At 57.3% G+C, this 18,845-nt stretch carries 13 protein-coding genes; 2 read left to right on the top strand and 11 right to left on the bottom strand.

What is annotated here, in order from left to right; genetic code table 11:
- Positions 1-196 precede the first annotated feature (196 nt).
- The 9 genes from VMU57_RS06550 to VMU57_RS06510 form a co-directional block, all read right to left on the bottom strand.
- The gene (locus VMU57_RS06550; RefSeq protein WP_325381830.1) at positions 197-1,600 is read right to left on the bottom strand and encodes a sensor histidine kinase; all 1,404 of its coding nucleotides are present in this window, start codon (positions 1,598-1,600) and stop codon (positions 197-199) included.
- The gene (locus VMU57_RS06545) at positions 1,590-2,987 is read right to left on the bottom strand and encodes a sigma-54 dependent transcriptional regulator (protein WP_325381829.1); all 1,398 of its coding nucleotides are present in this window, start codon (positions 2,985-2,987) and stop codon (positions 1,590-1,592) included. The genes VMU57_RS06550 and VMU57_RS06545 overlap by 11 nt, the downstream gene beginning before the upstream one ends.
- A gap of 15 nt (positions 2,988-3,002) precedes the next feature.
- A complete protein-coding gene (locus tag VMU57_RS06540; protein WP_325381828.1) occupies positions 3,003-4,883 on the bottom strand; it encodes a TolC family protein in 1,881 nt (626 codons plus the stop codon).
- Positions 4,880-5,584, bottom strand: coding sequence for an ABC transporter ATP-binding protein (locus VMU57_RS06535; protein WP_325381827.1), 705 nt, complete (start codon positions 5,582-5,584; stop codon positions 4,880-4,882). The genes VMU57_RS06540 and VMU57_RS06535 overlap by 4 nt, the downstream gene beginning before the upstream one ends.
- Before the next feature lie 34 nt (positions 5,585-5,618).
- Positions 5,619-8,141: an ABC transporter permease gene (locus VMU57_RS06530; protein WP_325381826.1), complete on the bottom strand. Its 2,523-nt coding sequence runs from the start codon at positions 8,139-8,141 to the stop codon at positions 5,619-5,621.
- 39 nt (positions 8,142-8,180) lie between these two features.
- Positions 8,181-8,897, bottom strand: a complete 717-nt coding sequence (locus VMU57_RS06525) for an ABC transporter ATP-binding protein (protein WP_325381825.1) — start codon at positions 8,895-8,897, stop codon at positions 8,181-8,183.
- Between the two features lie 46 nt (positions 8,898-8,943).
- Positions 8,944-10,203, bottom strand: a complete 1,260-nt coding sequence (locus VMU57_RS06520) for an efflux RND transporter periplasmic adaptor subunit (RefSeq protein WP_325381824.1) — start codon at positions 10,201-10,203, stop codon at positions 8,944-8,946.
- Positions 10,204-10,468: 265 nt separating this feature from the next.
- Complete coding sequence (locus VMU57_RS06515; protein ID WP_325381823.1) at positions 10,469-13,132, bottom strand: ABC transporter permease; 2,664 nt, start codon at positions 13,130-13,132, stop codon at positions 10,469-10,471.
- A 41-nt stretch (positions 13,133-13,173) separates the two neighbouring features.
- On the bottom strand, positions 13,174-13,503 hold the full coding sequence (locus VMU57_RS06510; RefSeq protein ID WP_325381822.1) for a PadR family transcriptional regulator: 330 nt from the start codon (positions 13,501-13,503) through the stop codon (positions 13,174-13,176).
- A gap of 378 nt (positions 13,504-13,881) precedes the next feature.
- On the opposite strand from VMU57_RS06510, the gene VMU57_RS06505 reads away from it, so the two are divergent.
- Both VMU57_RS06505 and VMU57_RS06500 read left to right on the top strand, forming a co-directional pair.
- Positions 13,882-14,220 (top strand): PadR family transcriptional regulator, encoded by a 339-nt coding sequence (locus VMU57_RS06505; protein ID WP_325381821.1) that lies wholly within the window; start codon positions 13,882-13,884, stop codon positions 14,218-14,220.
- Between the two features lie 9 nt (positions 14,221-14,229).
- The gene (locus VMU57_RS06500; RefSeq protein ID WP_325381820.1) at positions 14,230-16,986 is read left to right on the top strand and encodes an ABC transporter permease; all 2,757 of its coding nucleotides are present in this window, start codon (positions 14,230-14,232) and stop codon (positions 16,984-16,986) included.
- Between the two features lie 265 nt (positions 16,987-17,251).
- Here VMU57_RS06500 and VMU57_RS06495 read toward each other — a convergent pair whose 3' ends face one another.
- A complete protein-coding gene (locus VMU57_RS06495; protein ID WP_325381831.1) occupies positions 17,252-17,581 on the bottom strand; it encodes a hypothetical protein in 330 nt (109 codons plus the stop codon).
- 165 nt (positions 17,582-17,746) lie between these two features.
- Positions 17,747-18,709, bottom strand: a complete 963-nt coding sequence (locus VMU57_RS06490) for a carbohydrate kinase family protein (protein WP_325381819.1) — start codon at positions 18,707-18,709, stop codon at positions 17,747-17,749.
- Positions 18,710-18,845 lie beyond the last annotated feature (136 nt).

Genomic DNA, 18,845 nt, shown 5'->3' with positions numbered 1-18,845 from the left:
CTGTTTGCATGCTTCAACCGCGTGGCGAATGCCTTTGGCCTGCCATCGCAAAACTTGTTCCGGCGCGATCTGACGCAATCTCGAACTCCAGAGGAGAACACATGACAAGGCAGCCTGCACAAGAGCAGATGCTTCAGCCGGGAGTCGAGGACAATCAGAAGCCCAGCATCTACCGTGACTTCGTTGGCTCACAGATCTACGCGGAATGTGGCAGTCTCAGCTCTGCCCTGCAACCATTCTCACCATCGGTTCGATTTTCAAGACGCACAGAGCCTTTGTGAGCCTGAGCAATCTGCTGGGCGAGCACCAATCCTATACCTGTACCGCTGGGCTTGGTCGTGTAGAACGGCACGAAGAGATTATCTGCATTCATCAGGCCCGCTCCATTATCCAGAATGGAGATGGCAATCTCGCGCCCTGTATTCTCCCATGCGATCTCTACCTTAGGCTCTTCTCCTTTCATCGAGTCACAACTCAGTGCCGCCTCGACGGCGTTCCGCGTCAGGTTAATGAGCGCCTGCTGAATCTGATCTGCATCCACCGTTAGCACCACGTCGGACGTGCTCACCACAGCCACGTCGATCCTGGTCTCCAGCCGTGCTACACACTCTATCAACGTTGCCAATGACACCTGTGCCAACTTTGGAGCAGGAAGGCCCATCAGCTGTCGATAGGCCTGCAGAAAGCGGTTCAGTGATTCGGCGCGGTTCTCAATGACTTCCAAGCCACTCTCGAAATCGCTGCTATCGATGGTGGCCGTCCGCAGCGAGGTGAATCTTCCCCGCAAGCTACCGGCAATTGATTTGATCGGCGTAAGTGAATTGTTAATCTCGTGACCTAATACGCGGATGAGCCTCTTCCACGCAGTGCGCTCTTCTTCGTGTAGCGCCGCGCTGACATCAGAGAGCACGAGCAGCGTATGCGGTACACCGCGCAATCGAAAGTTGGACCGCTTGACCACCCAGCGGGCTGCCTGCTGCCCTCCGTCGAACGAGAGCAGATCGTCATCGTTCGCGTTCAATAGATGCGTTAGCCTGAGCACGTCCGCGGACTTACCGAGTGCAGTTGGCCCCCGTAGGCCGAACGCGCGTTCTCCTGCAGTATTCAGGAGCTTCAACCTTCCTTCAGTGTCAAAGGCCAACACAGGAGACTGCATAGAACTCATGACCCGCTCCAAAAGGGCCATCGCCTCAAGCGAGCCTGCCCGTTGGCTCTGCAACATCGCTGCCAGCGCATTGATTTCAAGCGCCAGATCGCCGAGTGCGTCATTCCTTCGCCCGCCGCGCGCACGAAAGGAATAGTCGTCCTCGCGCAGCGCGGCGACAACATTTGAGAGCGTTTGCAAAGGCCGCGTGATCTGTTCCGCCAGGAAAGAGACTGCAAGTGCCCAAGCGGCCACAAATATCAACAAAAGGAAACACTGAACGGAGAACTCGACAGAATGCTGCCATAGCAGCACCCAAAACAGTACCAGCGAAGGCAGGCCAAGCAGATAAAGCGAGATGCGCAGTCTTCGCTCGAAGCTAAGCCTGTGCCTCGATACGCCAAGAGGCAGCCGCTTACGCCGACGCGCGCTGCTCGGCCTCTCGTCAGAGGCCATATTTCTCGATGCGCCGATAGAGCGCTCCCCTGCTGAGCCCTAGGGCATCGGCTGCATGGCTTACATTGCCATCGGACCGCGCTAGCGCTTTGCGGATCAAAATCGCCTCCACGGTCTCGAGACTCATATCGTCGAGGCTCTGGGAAGGAGCCGGCTGCGACTGCAACCCAAGGTCCGGCGCTTCGATACGATCACCTCGCGCCATGAGAACTGCGCGCTCCATGGTATGGTCCAGCTCTCGTACGTTGCCCGGCCAGCTATAGCGCAGCATCGTCTGCAACGCAGCCGGCTCCAGGCCAAGGATTGTTCTTCGATAGCGCGCAGCATATCGCGCGAGAAAGTACCCCGCCAATGCTGGAATATCATCTCTCCGTTCCCGCAGCGGAGGCAGGTTGATCTCGACTGTATTCAAGCGGAAGAGCAAATCCTCTCGGAAACGTCCTGCGGCGCACTCTGTTCGCAGGTCGGCGTTCGTGGCAGAGATCATGCGCACATTTACTGTCTGAGTTTTTGAGGAGCCTACGCGCTCCATTTCACCAGTCTCGAGCACGCGTAGAAGTTTAGCCTGCTGACGCACCGGGATATTTGCGATCTCATCGAGAAAGAGAGTTCCTCCGTTCGCCAGTTCGAACCGTCCAATCCGGTCCGTGCGCGCGTCAGTGAAGGCCCCTTTCACGTGGCCGAACAACTCGCTCTCGAAGGTCCCTTCCGGCAAGGCTCCCGTATTGACCGCGACCAGCGTACGATCTGATCGCGACGACAGTCGATGGAGCGTTTGAGCCACGACCTCTTTGCCTGTGCCGTGCTCTCCAGTCACCAATACGTTTGCATCGGACGGTCCTATTCGCGCCATCATCTCGACCACCGGACGCATCGATGCCGCCGATGCGATAAAGTCCGGAGCGCCCGGGGCACGCAGAATGCGGTTCTCTGCTTCGAGCCATTGTGCGCGCTTCTGACTGCGATGCAACTCCATCTGCGTTCGCAGGATATTGAGCAGGCGGGCATTCTCCCATGGCTTCTGGATGAAGTCTCCCGCGCCCCGGCGCATAGCCTCTACGGCGAGATCGATGTTGGCCCACGCCGTCATCACGACGACTGGCAACTGTGCATCTAATTCCTTCACCCGTGTCACCAACTCCAGACCTTCGAGACCGGAGGTGGTGTCACGCGTGTAATTCAGATCGATCAGAACGCCGTCGAAGCTCTCATGCGCCAATGCTTCGAGCGCAAGCGCAGGGGTACGCACCATCTCCAACAGATAGCCTTCCGGCTTGAGCAAGAGGCGCAGCGCTTCGAGAATGTGAGACTGGTCGTCCGCAATCAGCAGCCTGCACGCCGTCTCCTGCTTCGGTGGTGCATCGCTCGCTCTGTGTTCCGACACCATACCAGTGTTCTCCCATTACTGCCTGCCCGGGACTACGCCCGTCCTCGCTGATTCTATCGAAATCTGGTTCTCGTCCAACGTCGAACCAATAGAACGGCCCAATTCGATCTTCGCCTTCTGGTATGCCGTCATCGCTGCCACCAGTGTAGACTGCGCCTCGGCCAGATCGTGCCTTGCCGTCAGTGTCTGGTAGCTCGATCCCGCACCGAGTTCCTGTTCCTTTGCTGTAATGTCGAAGGTCTTCTTCGCCAGGTCGCGCGCCTTCGTAGCAAATTCCACGCGCGCCTTGCTCTGCTCGAGCGCATACTGCGCATTGCGCACCTCGATGCGGATCTGCTTCCTCAGTTGCTGTAGCCTCAGTTGAGCCTGGCCCATCTCAAGCTCGGCGCGATATTGATCTGACTTCGCCACACGATTGCGGATCGGGATATCGACCGACAACCCCACATAATAGTCGGGAGCCGTGTTGTTGAATGCGTGCTGCACCGCGCCTCCCCAGCTTGTCTCGGCTGTAGAGGCAATGTGGGATGCTGGATTCGAAGGGCCAGCCAGACCGGTTCCTCCGTAAAACGCTGTCAGCGCAACCCTCGGCAACAGCGCATTGCGGGCCGCGTCTCGGCTGATATTTCGGTTTTGAAGATCGATGTCTGACTCTTTCAATTCGATTCGGTCGCGTAACGCCAGCGCAGTGCTATCTTCAGTCGAGCCGGTTGTCACATCGGACTGTATCGTACTCGAGTCGGTCGGATGTACCGGCATGGCCTCCAAAACCGGATCGTCCAGGTTCTTCGTCAACGCGTTCTTAATCAACAGTTCCTGAAACTGAAGCGCGGATTTCGCGATCGTCAGGTCTTGCTCGCTGTTGGCGACCTCTCCCTCGTCTTTCATCACTTCCATTGCTGGAATTGCTTGAAGCGCAAGCTGCTTGCGTCCAATATCGAGCGTTCGCTGTGCGAACTCCAGCGACTGCGTCTTCACCTGTTCGTCTTCATAGGCAGCGACTAAATCCCAGTACATACTCTCGATCTGCGTGACCGTTGTGATCACCTGCAACTTGAATGCTGCATCCGATATCTTCTGATTGTTCTTCGCAATCCGCAGATACCGAAGGTTCGGCCCAAAGCCGAAGCCAGCCAGCAACTGTTGCTGGAATGCAACGTGGTAGTAGGAGTTCAGCGTCGGATTCAAGAAACTATTTGGGCTGTTTGTCGCACCACGGCTGTTATCGAAGACTGCCGAAATGCTGGTGCCCGTCGGAAAGGCTTGCGAATAGCCAATGTTGCCGTTGGTCGTGTTCTCTTGTAGCGTCTGGATGCCGTAGAGGGAGGTGTTGGATAGCGGTTGTGTGTAATGCTCATTATTTAAAGATCCCGAGAGCATTGGGTCATACGACGACACGTTCGTTCCCGTACCAAGCGTCGACTGTACGAGCCCCGATGCGCCTGACCCTGCGCCGCCCGCGCCGCCCGAGGTACCACCCGCACCTGCCCCACTTGCTGCCGAGCCAAAGCCCCCAACACCGCCGCCCGGCGTGTTCTGCACAACGCCCGTATTTACGCCGCGGAACGAGCCTCCTGCTCGCGTTCGCAGGATATCCGCCTCGGCAATCGGGATGTTGTATCTTGCGATGGCAAGATCGAGATTATTCTCCAGCGCCAACGCGATTGCATCTTTAAGACTTAAATCCAGCACGCCATTATGAATCAGGGTATCGAGCCTCGCCGAGTTTGCCAGATTTGGCGGGGGAGCCAACGTCGCGCGATACGAGTTGAACGGATTATCAGAGTGGGGGATGTCTAATCGAAGAGCAGGTACAGGAGCGTCCTGCGCCAGCAGTGCTGTGGCCGCGAATATCGCCGCCCCGAAGTATCCAAAGAAGCGAGCCTGTATCTTCACGACTGCACCTCTTGTCTGCCTGGGGCAAGCCCTGCGCTATCAGAGGAAACCCATCCGTCGCGCAGTTCAATCGTCCGCGTCCCATAACCTGCGTTCACCTCTGAGTGCGTTACCTGAACAATGGTCGCGCCCTCATCGTTCAACTGCCGGAACAGCTCCATAATCTCCTTCGCTTGCGCCGATTGCAGGTTGCCTGTCGGCTCATCGGCCAGCAGCAACGAAGGCCGATGGATCACTGCGCGAGCAATGCCCACTAGCTGTTGCTGTCCGCCGGAAAGCTGACTGGGGTAGAGGTCTTTCTTGCCGACAATGTTGAAGCGATCGAGGGTGTCGGCAACCAATGCCTGACGTTCCGACTTTGGAATATTTTTGTACGACAAAGGAAGGTCGATGTTCTCTGCCACCGTAAGATCATCGAGCAGGTGATAACTCTGAAAGACCATCCCGATCTTTTGACGGGCCAGTTCTGCTCGCTGCTTGCGGTTGAGTGCCTGAACCGCAACTCCGCCAAAGATGAATTCGCCACGCCACTGGTCATCCAACATGGCGAGCACGTTGAGCAACGATGACTTCCCTGCCCCCGATGGCCCCATGATGGTTACAAACTCGCCCTCGCGTATTGACAGCTTGATCCGTCGCAACACCCACGTCTCGGTATGTCCCGTCTTATAGCTGCGCTCCAGATTGTTCAGCTCAATCATCTTTCCGTCTCCATGTTTGAAAGGCCCTGTCGACCTATTCCGCTCGCAAGGCCTGCGTTGGCTCAATCGATGCTGCCCGCCGCGCCGGTAGATAACTCGCCAGCAGCGCCGCGATCAGCAGAGCCGCCGCGGCACAACCTACGGTCAACGTCCCGCTCGCCAGCACACCGCCAAGATTTCCGCCGCGTGTGTGGATTGTGCCGGTAAGCACACTCACTACGACGCGACGCAGCGCCAGACTTCCCACGACACCTATTGCCAAGCCAATCAGCGTCAAAGCGATGCCGCGACGCAGCACCAGCAGGAGAATCAGTCCGCGCCCCGCGCCCACGGCCATGCGGACGCCAATCTCCCGCGTCCGCATTCCCACCTGATAACTCAGCAGGCCGAACAGGCCGATCATCGTCAACAGCAGCGCAAAGCCGGAGAACCCGCCGGCGATCCACGAGAAGAACCGCGGCGCAGCCACTTCCTTGTCCACAAAATTCTGCATCTCGGCGAACTTGCCTACCGGCACCTCGGGATCGGCATCGTGCAACGCACGCGCCGCCTCTGTAGCGATCGGCATATCTCCCGCTACGCGAATTACAAACGAGGTCGGGAACCAACCGTTGATCGCCTTCATCGTCGCGTCATCTACCTGCGCAAACGGCTCGTACATGGTCGGCCGCATTGGGCTGGCAAGCGCCCGGTCGTGCGAGTCGGCAACCACACCTATAATCTCCCGTGGCTGCCCATCGACCCTGATCACGTATTCGCCAATCGGCGACTGCCCATGCCACCACAACTGCGCCATCGCCTCATTCACCAGCGCTACCGGCGCGCCACCCGCGTGGTCGCCAGTCGTTACCTCTCTTCCCATCAACAGCGCGGTTCCCACGGTGTGAAAAAAGCCCGGCGTCACAAATCTGATATCGACGTTGCGGCTTAGTTCCTTACCGCCCTTCACCGGCCAACCGTCGTTGTTGTATCCGCTATCTAAAGGCAGCCCGTTTACGGCAGCCACCTGCGCGACTCCTGGAATCTTGCGCAGTCCGTCTTCAACACGGCCGATGAACTGTGCCGTTGGCAACGCGTTCGCATACTTGTCGCCTTTCAGGTTCACCTGCATCACGTCCAGCCGCTTCGCCACGACGCCCGTTGGAATCGAGCGCATGTTGAGGAACGTCCCCAGCAGCAGCGCCCCGGCGGAGAGCAGCATCGTCGCCAGCGCCACCTGCCCGATCATCAGCAGCCTGCCGGTCTTATGGCTGGACACGGTGGCCCCCGATGCCTGACCGGTTCCGAGCGCGCCCGTCACATCGCTCTTGAGTAGCCGCATCGCAGGCAGCAGCCCAAACACAAGCGTCGTCGAGCAGCCCACGAGCAGAGCAACCCCGAGCATCCACCAGACATCATTCCCGTTGCCGGCACCCGGATTCAGCGACGGCAGCGATACCGGAGAAACCGTTCGCATCAGCATCCGGAAGACCCACGCAAACCCCACCCCCGCTACCGAACCTGCAATCGCGAGCAGCAGGCTCTCGATCATCAACAACCGAACGATGCCCCAGCGCGTTGCGCCCAGCGCCATTCGCAGCGCCATCTCGCGCTGACGTCCCAGCGCCCTCGCCGTCATCAAGACGGCGAGGTTCAGACAGGCCAACAGAAGCACCATCACCATCGCCGCCATCAGGCTCAAGAGGCTGCTCTTTACTCCGCTGACCACAACATCCCGCAGCGACCATGCATGTTGCTCAAGCAGAGCGTGTCCTTTGGGAAACCAATGCCGGAAGTACGGATACTGCGCATAGATCATCGGCGTCAGTGTTTTCAACTCGGCTTGCGCCTGTTCCAGCGATGCTCCCGGCTTCAACCGCGCGACCATCTGGAAGTTGGTGCCCTCGTATCCGGCGACTGCCGGCCCCAGCCGTAACGGCTGCCACAGATCCGGCGACTCCGCCGTGACAAACGACTCGGGCATCACGCCGATCACCGTATACACGTCGCCATTGACTTCGACCGTGCGCCCCACAGCGTGGGCATCCGAATTCAGAGCGGTCTTCCAGAGACCATAGCTCAGCACAGCCAGTGACGCTCCGCCCGGCTGGTCATCCTCTCGCGTAAATGACCGCCCCAGCATTGGAGCTACGCCCAGCGTCGGCAGATAACCGGACGAGACGCGCAGCGAACGGATCGACCGCGGCTTCCCATTCCCAACAGAAAAGTTCGCGCCCAGCGCCCCATCGTCCGCGACACCCATGCTGGCGAAGCTCTTGCTGTGCGCCAACAGAAAGTCAGCCGTCACTCCTGTCTGCTCCGCATTCGGTTGTTCCTGAGGAAAGGTAAACGCGACTCCCACGAGGCCGCCCTGATTTGGATAAGGCAGCGGCTGCAACAGCACTTCGCTCACGACGTGGTACATCGCCGTCGTCGCGCCGATCCCCAGCGACAGCGTCAACACAGCCGTCAAGGCAAACCCCGGCGACCGCCGCAGTTGGCGCAGCGCATACCGTACGTCCTGCATCCATCCGTTCATTTTGCCCTCCTGCAACTCATGCGGCTGCGCCGGTTCCATCGCTGCTATCTTGCGTGCCGAAGCGGTATCTCAGCGGCGCTATGCCTCTATCTCTGCCAGGAGCCGACTCAGTTCGCCCTCGGCCACTACCTTGCCGTCGAAGAGGTGAATCTGGCGCTCCGCGTGAGCAGCGAACCGAGGATCGTGCGTTACCATGCAGATCGTAGCGCCCTCTTCGTGCAGCTCCTGCAACAGCTTCATCACAGCCTCGCCGTTTTTCGAGTCGAGATTTCCTGTTGGCTCGTCAGCCAGCAAGATGGAAGGGGAGCCAGCCAACGCACGGGCCACAGCGACTCTTTGCTGCTGGCCGCCGGAGAGCTGTGCGGGATAGTGCCGCATCCGGTGCGCCATGTGGACGCGCTCGAGCGACTCCTGTACCCGCCGCTTCCGTTCCGCCGAGGGCATTCCTGCGCGATACGTCAGGGGCAGCTCAACATTCTCCGCGACCGTAAGATCGCCAATCAGGTTGAAGCTCTGAAAGATGAAGCCAATCTCCTGGTTGCGAATCCGCGAGCGGTCGGCGAAGTTTAAATTCGCCACTTCCTTGCCATTGAGCGTGTATCGCCCGCTCGTCGGGGTATCCAGCAATCCGATGATCGAGAGCAGCGTCGACTTCCCGCATCCCGATGGCCCGGACATCGCCACATACTCTCCTCGGTTGATGTTCAGGTGTATGCCCGAGAGCGCATGCGTCTCGATCTCATCGGTATAGAAAACCTTCGTCAAATCCTCGATCTCGATAATGTTTTCCGACATTCCACTCTCCTTGTGCGTCTCTCATCCTGTCATTTTTTTGCAAAAATCAATCCAGCCGAATCCGGTCGGTGTTGTCCCAACGGCTCATGTCCGAGAGGATAACTGTATCCCCTGCCTGCAATCCCTCGATGACCTGAATACTGTTGACCGAGGCACGTCCTACCTTGACCGGAACCCGTACTGCCGTCTTTCCGTCCGCACTCAGCTTGAACAGGCTGATCGTGCTGTTCTCATTTCCGAATGCCGGACGTCCGACGTAGAGTACGTCCTTCATCCTCTCCAGATCGATCGTTCCATCGACGCTCAGGTCAGGCACGGCGCCCGGAGGCAGGGCACCACTCAGCTCTACGTCAACTGTGCGAGTTCCGTTCAACACAGCCGGATCAATCCGTGTCACCTGGCCATCAATCACACCGTTATGCGTGTCGATCTCCGCCGGCTGTCCAAGCTGGATATCCCGCGCCTGCGTCTCGGCAATCTTCAGACTTGCTTTGAGTTGGTCTGGCTGCACTACCTTTGCCAGTGTCGTTCCCGCGGTCACATGCTCACCCACTTGATGATCGAGCTCGACGAGCACACCGCTAATCCCGGCGCGCACGCTCAATGCGTCAAGCTGCTTCTGCTTCAATCCCAACAGCGCTTTTGCCTGATCGACCTTTGTCTGTTGCACGGAGAGCTGCGTCTCGATCGCCTTCTCGTTCAGCGTCAATCGCTGCCTCTCGAGATCGTTGCGCGTCACCAGCTCGTCCGCCTTGCCCTTCGACGCGCTATACGTCAAGCCGCTGATCACGCCCAGGTCGTAGAGCGACTTGTCGGTCTTCGCCTGCAGCTGCGCCTGACTGTAGTCCGCGTTCACAGTAGCTCCCGCGGCCTTCTGGTCCATCAGGTCGCTCTCTATCTTTGCCCGCGTATTGATGTAGTCCGCCTCTGCGCCCTTCAACGCCAACTGCGCATTGAGTAGCTCCTGCTGCAGCGTCGGGTCAACCAGATCCATCAGCACAGTGTCCGGCTGCACCTTCGCTCCGGGCAGCACACGAATCCGCACCACCGTCGCCTCAGTCTCCGCCGGAATTAGCAGAATCTTGTCTTCGCGAGGAACCAGCGTTCCGGGGCCGCGAACCTGTCGCAGCAGCGGCCCACGCTTTACGGTGTCCGTCCAAACAGTCGCCCGCTCTACCTCGGGAGCGGCCGGCTTTAGCCGCGTCACAAAGAACGCCGCGGCGCCCACCACCAACACCGCACATCCGGCAACAACCAATTGCCGGCGCAACTTTTTCCGCTTGATATCAGGTCTGGAGATATCCATCACGCAAATCTAGTTGCACTTGGCATACCAATGCATATTGAGCCTTTTCAACTACTTGAGACAGTCTACCGACTTAAAAACTGTCCATAACCGGAAATAGTTGTCCATTTCTGAACAATCAACGATCTAATCGCATCTTTGCATTAGCGAATCCACTTCTGAGGTCGTCCCAAGCACAACCCCAGGGTCAGCTCTTTTAATCGGCGATTTCGACCAAAATGCAGCGTTGGTTGGCTCCCTGTCTTTCACGCTCTCCGGAGGTCGCTCATTGGTGGCGCAGAGCATCGATCGGATTGACGACTGCTGCCTTCCAGCATGGAACCAGGCAGGCGACAAGAGTTGTGGCAAAAAGCAGTAGCGGAACGAATACAAACGTGACCGGATCAAAGACAGGCACACCGTATAAGAACCCAGCCAGCAGGCGCACGAGAGCAAACGCTCCAGCCAGCCCCAGCAGGAGTCCAATCCCAAGCAGCTTAAGCCCTTCTCGTAGAACCAGGCCAATCAATCGGCTCTTGGACGAGCCCAGCGCCATGCGAAGTCCAATCTCTCCTGTTCTTTGTTTGACCGAATACGCGAGCAGCCCATAAACCCCAATCACCGCCAGAAGCATCGCGATTGCTGAAAACAACGTCAGCAGAATCGTCTGGAACCGGCGACTGGCAGTAGCTGCTGTCACCGATTCGCTCATAGTGTGAATGTCCGAGATCGCCAGATCTGGATCGAGACTTCGCACCGTAGCACGAATCTCCGACACCACCGCATCCTGAGGGAGCGACGAGTGCACTGCAACATAGGCGCTTCTATCGGCGGACATTTGACCGGGTTCGAAGAAAGGAATATAGATCTGCGGAACAGCAGCGGTCTCAAGGCTCTCGTTCCGAACATCTTCCACGACACCGATCACCGTGCTCCACGGAGAGTTTCTAGTTATGCTACCGGTGGAATCGCTATTGTTGGTGGTGCGAAGATGGCTTCCCACTGCTTCCCGGCCTGCGAGGTAATTTTTCGCAAAAGCTTCGTTGACGAGGACTTCAGGTGGACCTCCAACCTGATCATAGAAGCCCTGCCCCTTGAGCAAGGGGGTCTGCATCGCGGAAAGATAGTTCGGCGTAATCCTTCTGCCTTCTACCAACTGATTTTTCTTGTTTGGATATCCCTCGACCCATAAGGTCGTCAGGCTTTCGGAGTTGGTCAAAGGCAGATAATTTACTAGCCCCACCGCGTCGACACCATGAATAAGTTTTATCCTGCTCAACAATTCTTTAAAGAACGCCTGCTCCTTCTGCGGCGTGTTGTACTGCGTGCCAAGCGCCAGATTCGCCGTAACGGTAGAGCTCGAAAATCCGGTGGGGACAGAAAGAACATTAATGTAGCTGCGCAAAAATAGTCCAGCACCCGTAAGTAACACGACCACCAGCGCAATCTGCGCAACCGCCAGTCCATTCCTTACGCGCCGCCGATCCCCTACGATTCCCCTCATTCCACCGCTCTTAAGAAACTCCGTCAAATGGATGCGCGTTGCAGAGAGCGACGGCAGCACGCCAAACAGAACGCTAGTGAGTAATGTAATGAGAACGAGAAACGCCATGACACGGATATCCAGCGTCGCATCGCTCATACGCGGAATGTTGCCGGGATTGAGCTTGAGAAGTAGTCGAAGAAGAAGGTAGGCCAGCCCGACGCCAGCAAGACCCGCGGCGACGCTCAACAGTAGCGACTCCGTCAACATCTGGCGCACCAGCCGTCCTCGCCTGGCTCCGAGTGTCGCCCTCACACCGAATTCATGAGTTCGGTTGGCAGCGCGCGCCAAAAGCAGGTTGGCTGCGTTACCGCATGCAATGAGCAGGACAAAGCCCACCGCTCCCAACAGAAGCCACATGAGCGGTCGCACCGGCCCGACAATGCTCTCGCGAAAAGGGACGACCAACCCCGTCCAACCGGTGAACAGTCCTTTATGCAACGAGTCAAGACGAGCCATGATGGCAGTCATCTCTGTCTGCGCAGACTGCACCGTCGTACCCGGCTTCAGGCGCGCGATCACATTGCCACTGGAGTTGTCCCTGTTCATCTTCTGCTGAAGGGTCAAAGCGGAAGGCACCCAGATCTGCGTTGTCTCGATGTGTCCGTTTCCATATTGGAGATCGGTTTTGTGCGGGAAGCCGAAGTCTTCCGGCATCACTCCTACTACCTGATAGGAGCTTCCATTCAGCCGCAGCGTACGGCCCAGAACATCCGGGCTTCCGTCAAACATGGTCTGCCAAAGCGCATGGCTGATTACAACGACATGGTCGTTTCCGGGTTGCTCTTCACTTCTTCCAAAGACGTGACCTAACTCGGGAGTTACCTGCAGCGTGCTGAAAAAATCCGCATCCACCTTGGCCGCGCCGATCCTCTCCACCTGATCGTCCACGGCAAGGTTGTAGGTCTGCTGGTCAAAGAGCGTCATCGCCGAATAGGAATGGCTCTGGCTCTTCAAATCGAAAAAGTCGCCATTGCTCGGCCCAAAGACCTCCGCGGGAATATCAATATGCGGGTTCGGAGTGAAGAGATAGACCAGCTTGCTCGAGTCGCCATAAGGCAACGAACGAATCAGGACAGCATTGACAAGACTAAAGATCGCAGTACACGAGCCGATTCCTAACGCGAGTGTAAGAACAGTGACGAAGGTGAAGGAACGATGCTTCAGGAGCGTTCGCAGACCGTAGCGAATGTCCTGGAAGAAGTCTTCGATCCAGGCCACGCCACGCGCCTCATGGCATTCCTCGGTAGCTGAGGAGATACTACCGAAACTGGCCTTCGCTGCTGCCCTCGCCCTTGCCGGTGACATCCCGCTCGCAATATTCTCTTCCGTTTGCCGCTCCAGATGGAACCGCAACTCCTCGCTTAACTCGGCATTGCTCGCGTCCTTTTCAAAGAAAGACTGCAAGCGACGAAACAGACTCTGCACCAGACGCATAGAACCCCCGTTCACACCGCTTTCAGGACGCCTTGGACCGCTGCCGACAGCCGGTCCCACGACTGCTCTTCCGCCTGCAGACGCGCCCGCCCCGCTTTCGTCAGCGAGTAATATTTCGCCCGCCGATTGTTCTCGGATTCTCCCCACTCTGCCTCAATCCATGCCTGATGTTCGAGCCGGTGCAGCGCGGGATACAAGGCGCTTTGATTGACCCGCAGAACATCCTGCGAGAGTTGGCGAATCCGTTGCGCGATAGCCCAGCCATGCATCGGCTCCAGACAAAGAACTTTCAGAATGAGCAGGTCCAGCGTGCCTTGCAGCAATTCAGCAGATTTAGTCATAGCCTCCCCTCAATTACTGAGGGGAGAATATCGAAGATATCCGAAACGAGCAAATGCGGGTCTTCAGTCTTCCAGATACGGTCTGTTCAGACCGATGTCGGCAGAACTGTTACGGTCCACCGGAAACCATGCGCAGAAAGAATCGACTGGCGATGAAAGCCAAACCAATCCCCAGCAAATTGCCACCCCATAGCGAGGGTGAAGCTTTCAGTGAGAAACGGTCGGACGAGCTTGCTGCGGCGTGCTCCAAGCGCCTGGCGCACCGCGAGTCCATCTCAATTCGATTCGACGCCGACTTCAACCCCTCAGTCATGATGACCTACCTGTTGACATTCCACCTATTGGGTTATATATGTTGAACATCAACAGGAGGGCTACATGCCCGAACGGAAATCGGATGTGATGCAGGGCACACTGGACCTGATGGTCCTAAAGACTCTGGAGTCGATGGGGACGCTTCACGGCTACGGCATTGCGCGCAGGATCGAGCAGGTGAGCGCGAACTCGCTGAGCCTGAACCAGGGCACCATTTACCCTGCCCTGCTGCGCCTGGAGCAGAGGGGGTGGATCGCCGCCGAATGGGGTGTGTCGGAGACAGGCCGCCGCGCCCGGTTCTATTCGCTTACTGCTTCCGGGCGGAAAGAGATTCAACAGGAAACCGAGAACTGGGAACGCATTGCCGCCACGATGGCGCGTTTTCTGGCGCCCTCTCGTTAGGAGACTGACATGACCCCGATCCGCGTACTGTTCCGCAGATTCGCATCCCTCTTTCGCAAACGGCGGCTCGATGCAGAGTTGGAAGAGGAGTTGCGCGCTCATATCGAATTGGCCGCTGAAGAGTATCGCATGCAGGGTCTGTCTCCAGAGGAAGCCCGCAGGATGGCTCTGCGCGCATTTGGAGGTGTGACCCAAACGCACGAGCAATACCGCATGGAGCGCGGTCTGCCGCTTATCGAATCCATCTGGCATGACATCGCATTCGGGGTTCGGCAGCTGCGCAAGAACCCGGGGTTCACGTTGATTGCGGCGATCTCCCTCGCCTTGGCCATCGGGGCGAACACAACGATTTTTTCCGTTGCCAAACAGGTACTCTATGACCGGCTGAGCGTGCCGCAGTCTGCCGAATTGCGATTGTTACGCTGGAATGGCGATAGCAACATCGTGCTTCACCAGATGTGGGGAGATTTTGATCCAACGACCGATGGAGGAATGACGGGCTCAGTCTTTTCCTATCCCGTCTTTCAGCAGCTAAAGAACCACAACAGCGTGATGCAGGACCTGTTTGCGTTCAAGGAAGACAGTATGAATGCAACCGTGCGGGGCAACGCACAGCGCGTCGTGGTGGCCATGGTTTCGGGCAACTACTATGCGGGACTGAAAGTCCGGCCGCAGACTGGACGGGCTATTCAGCTGTCGGATGATTCCGTTCCGGGCGCCGGCGCCGTGGCGGTGATCAGTGATGGACTGTGGGAGCGCCAGTTCAGCCGGTCGCCGTCGGCGCTGGGTCAGACGATCAAGGTGAACGGCGCGCTGCTGACGATCATCGGCGTGAATCCGAAGGGATTCACCGGCGCAAAAAATGTGCAGATGTCGCCAGACTTGTTTGTGCCGTTGACGATGCAGCCGCTGATCGATCCCAAGGGCAAGCAGGGGGCGTTGCTCGACGATCAGAACTTGTCCTGGCTTAACGTAATGGGTCGCCTACGCCCTGACGTTAGCGAAACGAAGGCGCAGGCTGCGCTGGAGGCGCAACTGCAGGCGGCCATTCGTAGCACGATGACGCTGCAAGCTGGCGATACGACTCCGCGACTGGTACTGGCGGATGGCAACCGTGGATTGCACTTTGCCGACGGCATCTTCAAGAAGCCGGTGTATGTGCTTTTGACACTCACCGGTCTTGTCCTGCTGCTGGCGTGCGCAAATATTGCCAACCTGCTGCTGGCGCGCGGCGCACAGCGGCAGCGCGAGATGAGCGTACGTCTCGCACTGGGCGCGAAGCGATCGCGTATTCTGCGCCAGATGCTGACGGAGAGCCTGCTGCTGGCGGTGCTCGGCGGCGTAGGCGGGCTGATGCTGGCCTATTTTGCACGAAATGCGATTCCCGGACTGGCGACTTATTCCTGGGAGCACGCCGCGGCGAATATGCCCTTCGACTGGGGCGTCTTCGCGTTTTGCTCCGTAGTCACACTTTTGACGGGAACCCTCTTTGGACTGGCGCCTGCGTGGATGGCCGCGCATACAGCGGTATCCAGCAGCTTGAAGGAGAGTGCGCAATGCACAACACGACGCAAGGGGATCGGAGGAAAGTCCATTGTGGCATTCCAGATCGCACTTTCAATGCTGCTCGTGGTGGGAGCCGGGCTATTTGTACGCACGATGATGGGATTGAACGCCGTCGATATAGGATTCAATCCCGATCATCTAATCCTGTTTGAGATTCAACCGCCTGCCGCGCGTTACGCAGGGACGAAGGATGTTGTGCGGCTCCATGATCAACTGAAACAGCGCATCCAGGTCTTGCCGGGAGTCGAAAGCGTGTCTCTGGCACAGACGGCGTACATCGCGGACAACATGGACAACATGGACTTCCTGCCCGAAGGCGAAAGTTTTGCGCAGGATAGCCGACAGGGCAAGCCCGATGCGGAGCTTTTCAATGTTGTTGGACTGAATTTCTTTAAGACGATGGAGATTCCGATGGTAGCCGGAAGCAGCTTTGGCGCGCAGGACACAGCCACTTCGCCGAAGGTGGCCATCATTAATCAGGCCCTGGCCCGGAAGCGGTTCCCCGGCACGAACCCTATTGGAAAGAGATTTAAAGCCGACCGCAATGCGGCAAGCCCATGGATCCAGATTGTGGGCATCTGCGCCAACACTCACTACGCCAGCTTGCTGACGGCACCGCCTGCACAGTTCTTTTTGCCGTACGTACAGGAATCGGACGTACGCGGCATGGTGTACCAGGTGCGGACGCGTACATCGCCAGCAGCATTGGCCCCCGCTCTGCGCCATGTGGTTCAATCGATTGACCCGGATTTGCCGATCGTCGATCTGCGCACACAGCGGGAACAGATTGACGCAACGCTGCAGGTTCAACGCGCTCTCGCAGCGCTCGCGGCGAGCTTCGGTCTGCTGGCGTTGGCTCTGGCCTGTGTGGGGATCTACGGCGTGATGGCATATTCCGTGGTGCAGCGAACGAGCGAAATCGGGATTCGATTGGCACTCGGTGCGCCCCCCGTGCAGGTGCGATGTATGGTACTCCGGGAAAGCACATGGATTGCTGGCGTGGGAATCGTCGCTGGACTTGCTTCGGCGCTTGTTCTTACAAGGTTGGTTCGATCCATGCTTTTTGGTATCGGGCCGTACGATCCGGTAACGATGGCAAGCTGCACTGTTCTTCTGCTTGCGATTGCTCTTGCGGCAAGTTGGCTTCCAGCGCGGCGGGCGGCCAGAATTGAACCGATGGAAGCGCTGAGGCACGAGTAGAATTGCCGCGCCAGTGTCAAGCTGGAGCACTTCGGAATGGGCATTCCCCTGCCCTTCACGAACCACGAATTCTATTTTCTTCCGAAGGAACTTGAGGATTTCTTTGCCAAGGAAATCGTCAGCCGGATGTTGGTCATCCCCCAAAGGCTTCAGTCGCGGATCAGGACTGTGGACAGCACGCCAAGGCGGTTGTCTCAGTTCTTGCGCCGTCCGGTCATATGCGACCAGCAGCTCCTTATAAGACGGAGGTGAATCTTGCGGAACCTCAGCAATTGCGTCGTGCGTCAGTTGGGTGCAGATGCGTAAGCAGCGAACGATCGTCCAGGCAATCGCACCTAGCGCCGCTTGCAATCTGGTGCATGTACTCCCAGCTCTTCATGTCTTTGGTGCGGTACAGCAGAACACAGCCGCCCACTTTGGCGACGCCGGAGCCAACAGCCATGTAGTACCAATCGTCTTGTCTCCACGCCGAAGGGTCGCGAAAACCGGTGATCTTCATCCCCGGCGGAGGGAGTGGAACGATCGGCCTCGGTTCCTTGGTCCAGTGGATGAGATTGGGATCATCAGACCATGCGAAGCACTGCGATTCCTGAATCCTATTCTCGCCACTTCTTCATCGGTCCTCGATTATGAAATCGGAAGTAATAGAGCGATGCCACAGATCATACCCTGTGGCATCGCCACTGTTTGATGCAATAAGGTATACCGGCGAATGCGCTGTCAAGAGTGGTGGGCGTGCCATCCGCGGTCAATATGAAACTCACAAAAGAAGATGCTGTTTGAGAAAACTATTGCGAAGATTTGAATCACGGAAGGACTCTGTACCTCCGGAGCGCAAGGTAGACAAAGCTCCTGCGATATTGCCCATCGCCGCGGCTCGTAGGGGATCCTGTCCTTTCAGGTAGGAGCTAAGAAACCCCGCGTTGAAGCTGTCTCCAGCTCCAATTGTGTCGACTGCCTCAACGCGGAGGGGAGAAATCCAATTGCGTTTGTTCCCTTGCTGTACGACCGCCCCTTTGGGCCCGCACTTTACAACAATCAGGGGCACCCGCTGGGCTATAACATCGAGAGCTTCTTCTAGCGTGGATTTTCCTGCGATGCGCATCATCTCATCTTCGTTGGGGAGAAGAACATCGATCTTGTCGAGAAGCTGATCGAGTATGCCTCCCCAGGTATCGCTGGGATCATCATTCGTATCGAGTGATATCGTCATCCCCGCTATCTTCAGTTGGTCGAAGAGTCCGGGCAGACCGGGTTGAAGTCCGGTCTGCAAAAATAGCGACGACAGGTGAAAGTGATGGGCCGAAGTAAGATATGTCAGATTTAAATCGGCAACGGTCATCTCCGCCATTGCGCCCGGATACGTTAGGATATGGCGCCGTTGTCCATGTGGCAGGAGCAAAGTGACGCCCGTATCCACCCGATCCAAGTGCATGACCTGCGATAAATCGACTCCGCTCTCAACTAGACGGGACAAAGCAATCTCTCCCATCTCGTCGCGGCCAACCTGGGAGATAAAACCTACGCGGCTACCGAGCATGGCAAGATTATGAGCAAGGATAGAAGAGGAGCCGCCGAGAGTTACTTTGAATCCCGACCCGAGCAATTCTCTCTCGACAGGCATATCTTCCGGCAGGCCATACAAAATCAGGTCGAGGTTGATCTCTCCGGCAATCGTGATATCAAAGCGCTTTGGTTGTTTTCTGATAGGCTCGGCTGCCATGAAGAAACCTCTGTTTTTGTGATGTAGGTTCGCTTATTTATATTACTATTACTTATGTTTGCTTTTGTTTATTAGGTTAATGCTTCTAACTTTTACCTGCGAGGAATCCTGTGGCGTCTCTTTCCAGCTTTGTCGA

This window comes from Edaphobacter sp., assembly GCF_035532915.1.
Lineage (GTDB): Bacteria > Acidobacteriota > Terriglobia > Terriglobales > Acidobacteriaceae > Edaphobacter.
Note: the sequence above shows the minus strand (reverse complement) of the source record. Positions and strands in the feature narration are given on the sequence as shown.